Source organism: Stenotrophomonas sp., from assembly GCF_036662295.1.
In the GTDB taxonomy this organism is placed as follows: Bacteria; Pseudomonadota; Gammaproteobacteria; order Xanthomonadales; family Xanthomonadaceae; genus Stenotrophomonas.
In genome coordinates, this window is record NZ_JAVWXA010000134.1 from 1 (window position 1) to 9,059 (window position 9,059).

Sequence of the window (9,059 nt, forward strand, 5' to 3'; positions counted from 1 at the left end):
GGCCAGCGGCCGGCACTACCGGATGGCGGGGAGCCGGCCAGCGGCCGGCACTACCCGGATGGCGGGGAGTCGGCCAGCGGCCGGCATTGCCGGATGGCGGGGAGCCGGCCAGCGGCCGGCACTACCGGATGGCGGGGAGCCGGTCAGCGGCCGGCATTGCCGGATGGTGGGGAGCCGGCCAGCGGCCGGCACTACCGGATGGCGGGGAGCCGGCCAGCGGCCGGCACTACCGTGTGGCGAGGAGCCGGCCAGCGGCCGGGATTGCCGAATCGTGCGGAGCCGGCCAGCGGCCGGCACTGCCGGGCGGGTACAAAAAACCCCGCCGCGGCGGGGTTTTTCGTTACGCGATCAACGCCGGCTCAGTTGGCCTTGTGGATCGCGCGCTTGCTCACGGCCATGGCCGCGTCGTGCACGGCTTCGGACAGCGACGGGTGGGCGTGGCAGATGCGCGCCAGGTCGTCGGCCGAGCCGCTGAACTCCATGGTCAGCACGCCTTCGTGGACCAGTTCGGACACGTTCGCGCCGACCAGGTGCATGCCCAGGATCCGGTCGGTTTCGGCATGCGCCAGCACCTTCACGAAGCCCGCCGGCTCCACCATCGCCACGGCACGGCCGTTGGCGGCGAACGGGAAGCTGCCCGCCTTGTACGGGATGCCCTCGGCCTTCAGCTGCTGCTCGGTCTTGCCGACCCAGGCCAGCTCCGGCTCGGTGTAGATGACCCACGGAATGGTGTCGAAGTTGACGTGGCCCGGCAGGCCGGCGATCAGTTCGGCCACCGCGATGCCTTCCTCGAAGCCCTTGTGGGCCAGCATCGGGCCGCGCACGCAGTCACCGACCGCCCACACGCCGTCCACGCCGGTGTGGCAGTGGTCGTCCACTTCGATCTGGCCGCGATCGTTGATCTTGACGCCGGTCCCTTCGGCCAGCAGGCCCTTGGTGGCGGCGCGACGGCCAACGGCCACCAGCAGCTTGTCCACGATCAGGCTCTTCTCGCCTTCAGCGTCGGCGTAGGTCAGGGCGACTTCCTTCTTCTTGCCCTTGCCGGTCACTTCGGCCTTGGAGACCTTGGCACCCAGGCGGATGTCCAGGCCCTGCTTCTTGAATTCCTTCGCCGCGGCCTTGGCCACTTCGGTATCGGCGGCCGCCAGGAAGTCCGGCAGGGCTTCCAGGATGGTCACTTCCGAGCCGAGGCGCTTCCACACGCTGCCCAGTTCCAGGCCGATCACGCCGGCGCCGATGACCGCCAGGCGGGCGGGGACTTCGGTGAAGTCCAGGCCGCCGACGTTGTCGACGATGGTGTCGCCGTCGAACTTGGCGAACGGCAGTTCGATCGAGTCCGAACCGGCGGCGATGATCACGTTGGTGCCCTTGAGCTCGACGATGGAACCGTCATGCTGGGTGACCTTGACCACGTTGCCCGGCTGCAGCTCGCCGAAACCGTAATAGGCGGCGACCTTGTTGGCCTTGAACAGCATGCCGATGCCGCCGGTGAACTGCTTGACGATCTTGTCCTTGCGGCCAACCATCGCCTCGACGTCGATCTTGGCATCCTTGAAGCTGATGCCGTGGTCGCCAAAGATATGGCCCATGTTCCAGAACTGGCGCGAGGAATCCAGCAGCGCCTTGGACGGGATGCAGCCCACGCGCAGGCAGGTACCACCGAGGGCGGGCTTGCCGTCCTTGCCCAGGGCGGCGTCGATGCAGGCGGTCTTCAGGCCCAGCTGCGCGGCGCGGATGGCGGCGTGGTAGCCGGCCGGACCGGCACCGATGACGACGACGTCGAATTGTTCAGCCATTGAAATAGTCCTTGTTGCATTACCAGAACCCCTCCGCGCAGGCGCGGAGGGGCGGGAGGTCTTACAGGCCGAACAGCATGCGGCCCGGGTTTTCCAGCTGGTTCTTGATGTCCACCAGGAACTGCACCGAGTCCTTGCCATCGATGATGCGGTGGTCGTAGGACAGCGCCAGGTACATCATCGGCGCGATCACGACCTGGCCGTTCTGGGCGATCGGACGCTCCTTGATGGCGTGCATGCCCAGGATGGCGCTCTGCGGCGGGTTGATGATCGGGGTGGACAGCAGCGAGCCGAAGGTGCCGCCGTTGGTCACGGTGAAGGTACCGCCCTGCAGTTCTTCCAGGCTCAGCTTGCCGTCACGGGCCTTCTTGGCGTAGTCGGCGATGGTCTTTTCGATGTCGGCAAAGGACATGCGCTCGACGTTGCGCAGCACCGGGGTTACCAGGCCCTTCTCGGTGGAAACGGCAATGGAGATGTCCGAGTAGCCGTGGTAGATGATGTCGTCGCCGTCGATGGAGGCATTGACCAGCGGGAAGCGCTGCAGTGCGTTGGCGGCGGCCTTCACGAAGAAGCTCATGAAGCCCAGCTTGATGCCGTGCGCCTTGACGAACTCGTCCTGCAGGTCCTTGCGCGCGGCCGAGACCTTGGACAGGTCGACCTCGTTGAAGGTGGTCAGCATCGCGGTGCCGTTCTTGGACTGCATCAGGCGCTCGGCGATGCGCTTGCGGATGCGGGTCATCGGCACGCGTTCTTCCGGACGTGCGCCACCGGCCTTGCCGGCGCCGCCGTTGCGGGCGAAGTTGACGATGTCTTCCTTGGTGACCGCGCCGCGACGGCCGGTGCCGTCCACGTCGGCCGGATTCACGCCTTCGGTGATGGCGGTGAAGCGGGCACCCGGGGGCAGGGCATCGGCGGAGGACTTGGCGGCCGGGGCCGGCGCGGCAGCAGCGGCCGGTGCGGCAGCCGGTGCAGCCGCCGCCGGGGCGGCGTCGGCCTTCTTCTCTTCCGCGGCCGGGGCGGCAGCGGCCACGGCACCTTCTTCGATGATCGCCACGACCTGGCTGGAGGTCACGGTGGCACCCACCTCGAACTTGATCTCCTTCAGTACGCCATCGACCGGCGAGGGCACTTCCAGGACGACCTTGTCGGTTTCCAGGTCAAGCAGGTTTTCATCGCGCTTGACGGCATCGCCAACCTTCTTGTGCCAGGTGGCGATGGTGCCGTCGGCGACGGATTCGGGCAGTACCGGGGCTTTGACTTCGGTGGCCATGCGGGAGCTTCCTGGTTTGTCTTTTCTAGAATGAGGGGGAGAGTTATTCGGCGACGGCGTCGTTGAACGGGTTGACCAGGGCATCGGCGATCAGCTTCTGCTGTTCGATGATGTGGTCGGCCATGTGTCCAGCGGCCGGCGATGCCGAACGGGCGCGACCTGCGTAATGGATGCTCTGGCCATCGGCCAGGCACGCCTGCAGGTGGTGGCGGATCTGGTACCAGGCACCCTGGTTCTGCGGTTCTTCCTGACACCACACCACGTCGGCCGCCTTGCCGTACTGCTTCAGCTCCGCGGCCAGGGCCACGCGCGGGAACGGGTACAGCTGTTCCACGCGGATGATGGCCACATCGTCCTGGCCGCGCTTGGTCTGGTCTTCGAGCAGGTCGTAGTAGACCTTGCCCGAGCACAGCACCACGCGCTTGACCTTCTTGGCCTCTGCCTTGGCATCGCCGATCAGGTGTTGGAACTCGCCATTGGCCAGCTCTTCCAGGCTGGACACGGCCAGCTTGTGGCGCAGCAGCGACTTGGGCGACATCACGATCAGCGGCTTGCGCGTGGTCATGCGCATCTGCCGACGCAGCATGTGGTACGCCTGGGCCGGGGTCGAGGGCACGCACACCAGCATGTTTTCCAGCGCGCACAGCTGCAGGAAGCGCTCCAGGCGCGCCGAGCTGTGTTCCGGGCCTTGGCCTTCGTAGCCGTGCGGCAGCAGCAGGGTCAGGCCGGTGATGCGGCCCCACTTGGCTTCGCCGGCGGCGATGAACTGGTCGATAACCACCTGGGCACCGTTGGCGAAGTCGCCGAACTGGCCTTCCCAGATGCACAGGGTGTTGGGATCGGTGGTGGAGAAGCCGTACTCATAGGCCATCACCGCTTCTTCGCTGAGCAGCGAGTCGATGATGGTGGCCTGTTCCGGCGACTCGACCAGCTGGCGCAGCGGCAGGTAGTAGTTGTCGGTCTTCTGGTCGTGCAGGATCGCGTGGCGGTGGGTGAAGGTGCCACGGCCGACGTCCTGGCCGACCAGGCGCAGGCTGTTGCCTTCGTCCAGCACGGTGGCGTAGGCCAGGTTCTCGGCAAAGCCCCAGTCGCCCGGGATCTCGCCGGCGGCCATCTTGCGACGGTCGTCGTACACCTTGGCCACGCGCGAATGCAGCTCCACGCCCTCGGGCACGGTGTTGATCATCTGCGCCAGCTGCTTGACCTTCTCCATGCCCACGGCGGTGGAGACGGCATCGGACAGCTTGCCGCTGAGCAGCTTGGGCCAGTCCACGTACATGCGGCTGGTGGCCGGGGTCTTTTCGACCTGGGCCAGCTCGGTGGTCACTTCACCGGCGTCGAGCTTGTTGCGGTACGCATCCACCAGCGCCTTGCCGCCGTCGGCGGGGATCACCCCGGCCGCTTCCAGCTTGGCCGCGTACAGCTCGCGGGTGGTCTGGTGCTTGCGGATCACCTGGTACATCAGCGGCTGGGTGATCGCCGGTTCGTCGGCCTCGTTGTGGCCCCAACGGCGGTAGCACATCAGGTCGATGACCACGTCCTTGGCGAACTTCTGGCGGAACTCGAAGGCCAGCTGCGCAGCGAACACCACCGCTTCGGGGTCATCGCCGTTCACGTGCAGCACCGGGGCGGCGATCATCTTGGCCACGTCGGTGGCATAGCGCGTGGAGCGCGTATCCAGCGGGTTGGAGGTGGTGAAGCCGACCTGGTTGTTGACCACGATGTGCACCGTGCCACCGACGGCGAAGCCGCGGGCCTGGGACATCTGGAACAGCTCCATCACCACGCCCTGGCCGGAGAAGGCCGCATCGCCGTGGATCAGGATCGGCATCACCTGCTTGCGGGCGGTATCGCCGCGACGTTCCTGGCGCGAGCGCACGCTGCCGGCCACGACCGGGTCGGCGATTTCCAGGTGCGAGGGATTGAACGCCAGCGCCAGGTGGACCGCGCCACCGGGGGTGGACACGTCGGCGGAGAAGCCCATGTGGTACTTCACATCGCCCGCCGAGGCGTGGTCGTCGTGCTCGAACTTGCCTTCGAACTCGTCAAACAGCTTGCGCGGGCTCTTGCCCAGCGTGTTGACCAGCACGTTCAAGCGGCCACGGTGGGCCATGCCGACCACCACGTCCTTGACGCCATCCTTGCCGGCGTCGCGGATGATGGTGTCCATCATCGGGATCAGCGCATCGCCGCCTTCCAGCGAGAAGCGCTTCTGGCCCACGTACTTGGTGTGCAGGTAGCGCTCAAGGCCTTCGGCCGCGGTCAGGCGCTCCAGGGTGCGGCGCTGGGTGTCGGCATCCAGGTTGTAGTTGCCACCGGCCGTTTCCAGGCGCTGGTACAGCCACTGGCGCTGCTCGACCTCGGAGATGTGCATGAACTCCGCACCGATCGAGCCGGTGTAGGTCTTCTTGAGGCGGTCCAGCAGGTCGCGCAGCTTCATGCGCGGCTGGCCGGCGATGCCACCGGTGCTGAACTCGCTGCCCAGGTCGCTCTCGGCCAGGCTGTGGAACGGCAGCCCCAGGTCCGGCGGGTTGGTCGGCGGGGTCAGGCCCAGCGGGTCCAGGCGGGCACCGAGGTGGCCACGCGAACGGTAGGCGGTGATCAGACGGCCGACATTGCGCTCGCGCTCGTCGCCGGCACCGGAGGCCGAGGCGCTGTTGCCTGCATTCCTAGCCGCTTCGGTGATGTGGGCGATGACGGCCGAGTGCGGAATGTCACCGGCTTCGCGGCCCTTGAAGCCGTCGAAGTAGGTCTTCCATTTGGGATCGACACTGTCCGGAGAAACGAGGTACTGCTCGTACAGATCCTCGATATAGGAGGCGTTGCCGCCGGCGAGCTGCGAAGACTGCGCAAACTGCTTCAGTAGATTGTCCACGATGGAGGGTCGGATTCGCTTGTGGGGTAAGGCTTCGATGATCCGGCAGGGAAAAGTGAATAGCCCTGCGCGGGCGGTATCTAACGGCCCAAATTGTACCCCCATCGAGACAGGAAGGGGCAGCGCGGCGGTCCTGGCAGGACCTGCGGTGTCATTCCCAGACAGGTTCGAGCCCGTGGCGTGAGCTACAGGCCAAGCGCCCGCAATTGGCTGCATTCGCCCGAACGTTCCCATACGCGCTGCAAACCGTCCTGCAACGGTCGCGAACGTGCCGGTAGCGCAAGTGCCGCTTCGCCGTCGAAGCGGTGCCCGCTCAGACGAAAGTAGTAGTCGCCGGCATCGTTGAGCAGGCAGGCCGAGGCCAGGGCGCGGTCGATCGGGTCGCTCACCTGGCGCACCCGGAACACGCTGGGCAGCCGCTGCAGCAGCCCCAGCAGCGGTGAGCCGGCCTGGGCGATAGCCTGGGCATCGTGCACGATCAGCCAGGCCTGCTTGTCGTGACGGGCGGTGCCGAAGCGGCGCAGCGCCTCCAGTACCGGCGGGGCGTCGAGCAGGCCCGGGTCGAGCTGGCGGCTGTGGATCCACAGCTGGCGACGCGCGCGGTGGACCAGCGCGGTGGTGATGGCCACCGCCTGGTCGGCGGTCTCGATGTTGCTGGCACCGGCGAGGAGCCGGCGCATGGGCTGGTGGGGGCTGCCATCGTGCTCGATCGCCTCGCCCTGCGGCAGGAAGCCCTGCCGGGCAAGGAACACGCGGGCCGGCGACGGGGCCAGCGCGGTGACCTCGGGCCAGCCACGCGCCCGCGCCGCCTCAAGCAGGGCCTGCAGCAGCGCCTGGCCGACGCGGCGGCCACGCCACGGCGGCAGCACGGCCAGGTGGCCGAGGCGACCGTCCGGGCTGAGCCGGCCGGCGCCGACCGGCTGGCCGTCGCCATCCCGCGCCAGCACGTGCACGCTGACCGGGTCGAGCGCATCGCCCGGGGGCTCGGCACGCCCGCCCCGGGGCTCGTCCAGCGCCGCCTGCCGGACCCGGTGCAGCGCGTCGCGCTGGGCCAGGTAGGGCACGACCTCGACCTGGACGCCAGCGGCCATGCTCAGGCCGGCTTGCCGTCGTCGGGGACGTCGCTGTCCTCGAAATCGACGATGACTTCGATGCCGTCTTCGTGGATGTTCACTTCGTGCACGTCCGGCTGGGCCGGGTCCGCGTCGATCTCCACCGCCTCGCTGCCGTCCACGATGGGATCCTCGGCGAAGGCACCGTCCTCCTCCTCCTCCTCGTAGTCGTCTTCGTCATCGAAGGCCAGGGCATCGAACAGCTGGTAGTAGCCGCCGGACACCAGGGCCTGGACCGCATCGCGACCCTTGCTCGACAGCTTCTGGTACAGCGCGTTGCCCAGTTGTTCGGTGGCGGCCAGCACCTGGGCGTCCTTGACCGGCAGGGCGAACGCCAGCCCGCTGCAATACAGGCTGGCACCACGCTTGGCACGCCGCCAGGCCAGGCGCGCCCACGGATGGCGCTGCAGGTCCAGGCCGGCGGCCAGCGCCGCTTCGATCTCGTCGCGGGCCACCGGCTCGCCGCCGGGCATCACCTCGCCGGCGGCGCGGTAGGTGGTGATGAAGCGGCCGAACCAGTCGCCCAGCTTGTCCGGATCGTTCATGCGGATGGCGTTGAGCGCCTCGACCACGCGGTTCATGGCCACCACGTCGATCTCGTTGGGGTCTTCGGGCACCTTCAGGTCCGGGTCCTGGTAGCGGATCGCCTCGTCGGCGTTCTCGATCAGGGTGTCCAGGTAATCGCTGATCAGCTCGGCCGAGGCCGGCGCGCGCATGCCGAAGGAGAAGGTCAGGCAGGGGTCTTCGGCCACGCCGTTGTGTGGCACGTTGGGCGGGAGGTAAAGCATGTCGCCCGGCGCCAGCACCCAGTCGTGGGTGGGCTTGAAGCGGCGCAGCAGCTTCAGTTCCACGTCGTCGCGGAAGTCCAGCGGCGGGCGCTTGCCCTTGGTCGATTCACTGGCGTCGATCTGCCAGCGGCGGTGGCCGTGGGCCTGCAGCAGGAACACGTCGTACTGGTCCACGTGGGCGCCGACCGAGCCGCCGGTGGCGGCGAAGCTGATCATCACATCGTCCATGCGCCAGCGCGGCAGGAAGTCGAAGTGGTTGATCAGCGCGCGCACGTCCGGGTCCCACTTGTCCACGTCCTGCACCAGCAGGGTCCAGTCGTGGTCGGGCATGCCGGGGAATTCCGCTTCCTGGAACGGGCCGCTGCGCACGGTCCAGCCGTCGGTGGCGCGGTCATGGGTGATCAGGCGGGCCAGGGCGGTCTCCTCGCAGGCCAGGCCGGCCAGGTCTTCGGGCTGCACGGGGGTCTGGAAATCGGGGAAGGCCGCGCGGATGAGCAGCGGGCGCTTCTGCCAGTAGTCGCGCAGGAAGGTGGCGGCAGGCATGCCGAGCGGGAGGCCGGGGCGGGCCTGGATCTCGATGACGGGGGTCTTGGTCTTGCGGGCAGCCATGGGGGAATCCTGGAAGCGTATAGGCGGAAAGCGGGGCGCGGCGAAGCCGGCGCGAACCCGGCCATTGTCCGCTGGTTGGACCGGATGTGCACCTGCGGTGGGGTGTCGCGGGGTGGCGCTGGTCGGGTCGCGTCCCGGCCGACTGCCGATGCCGTGTCCGGATCAGGTAACGCATTGCAACAAAGCGCCCGTAGCGTCAGGCTTTGCCCGGCTGCTCAGTCGTCCATGACGAGGAAGAACACTGTCGCTGCGGCGCCCGTCGTTCTTCGGCCTAGGTCCTGCGTTCGCCGCGCTGATCGGCAGTGTCGGCGGTCGATCGGGATCCGACCCTACCGGTGGGTCTGTCGGGTTCCCGGCTGGCGATGGTGGCCTGTGTCTTTCTTCGGCCGCGGTCCTGCGTTCGCCGCGTTGATCGGCAGGGTCGGCGGTCGATCGGGATCCGACCCTACCGGGTGGGTCGGTCGGGTCCCGGCTGGCGATGGTGGCCTGTGTCTTTCTTCGGCCGAGGTCCTGCGTTCGCCGCGCTGATCGGCAGGGTCGGCGGTCGATCGGGATCCGACCCTACCGGGTAGGTCGGTCGGGTCGGGGGCGGCGATGGCGGCGGGTGTG

At 67.8% G+C, this 9,059-nt stretch carries 5 protein-coding genes; all 5 read right to left on the bottom strand.

Going from position 1 to position 9,059, the window contains the following annotated elements; all coding sequences use genetic code 11:
* Window positions 1–359: 359 nt before the first annotated feature.
* The 5 genes from lpdA to RSA25_RS17710 all read right to left on the bottom strand — a co-directional run bounded on the left by lpdA (window position 360) and on the right by RSA25_RS17710 (window position 8,450).
* Window positions 360–1,796, bottom strand: a complete 1,437-nt coding sequence (gene lpdA / locus RSA25_RS17690) for a dihydrolipoyl dehydrogenase (protein ID WP_332810143.1) — start codon at window positions 1,794–1,796, stop codon at window positions 360–362.
* 61 nt (window positions 1,797–1,857) lie between these two features.
* Window positions 1,858–3,066 carry a dihydrolipoyllysine-residue succinyltransferase gene (gene sucB, locus RSA25_RS17695; protein ID WP_332810144.1) on the bottom strand — a complete coding sequence of 403 codons (1,209 nt, stop codon included), beginning with the start codon at window positions 3,064–3,066 and terminating at the stop codon, window positions 1,858–1,860.
* A 43-nt stretch (window positions 3,067–3,109) separates the two neighbouring features.
* A complete protein-coding gene (locus RSA25_RS17700) occupies window positions 3,110–5,941 on the bottom strand; it encodes a 2-oxoglutarate dehydrogenase E1 component (RefSeq protein ID WP_332810145.1) in 2,832 nt (943 codons plus the stop codon).
* A gap of 185 nt (window positions 5,942–6,126) precedes the next feature.
* Entirely contained in the window at window positions 6,127–7,032 is a 906-nt protein-coding gene (locus RSA25_RS17705; RefSeq protein ID WP_332810146.1) for a GNAT family N-acetyltransferase, read from the bottom strand.
* A gap of 2 nt (window positions 7,033–7,034) precedes the next feature.
* On the bottom strand, window positions 7,035–8,450 hold the full coding sequence (locus RSA25_RS17710) for a cupin domain-containing protein (RefSeq protein WP_332810147.1): 1,416 nt from the start codon (window positions 8,448–8,450) through the stop codon (window positions 7,035–7,037).
* Window positions 8,451–9,059: the final 609 nt, after the last annotated feature.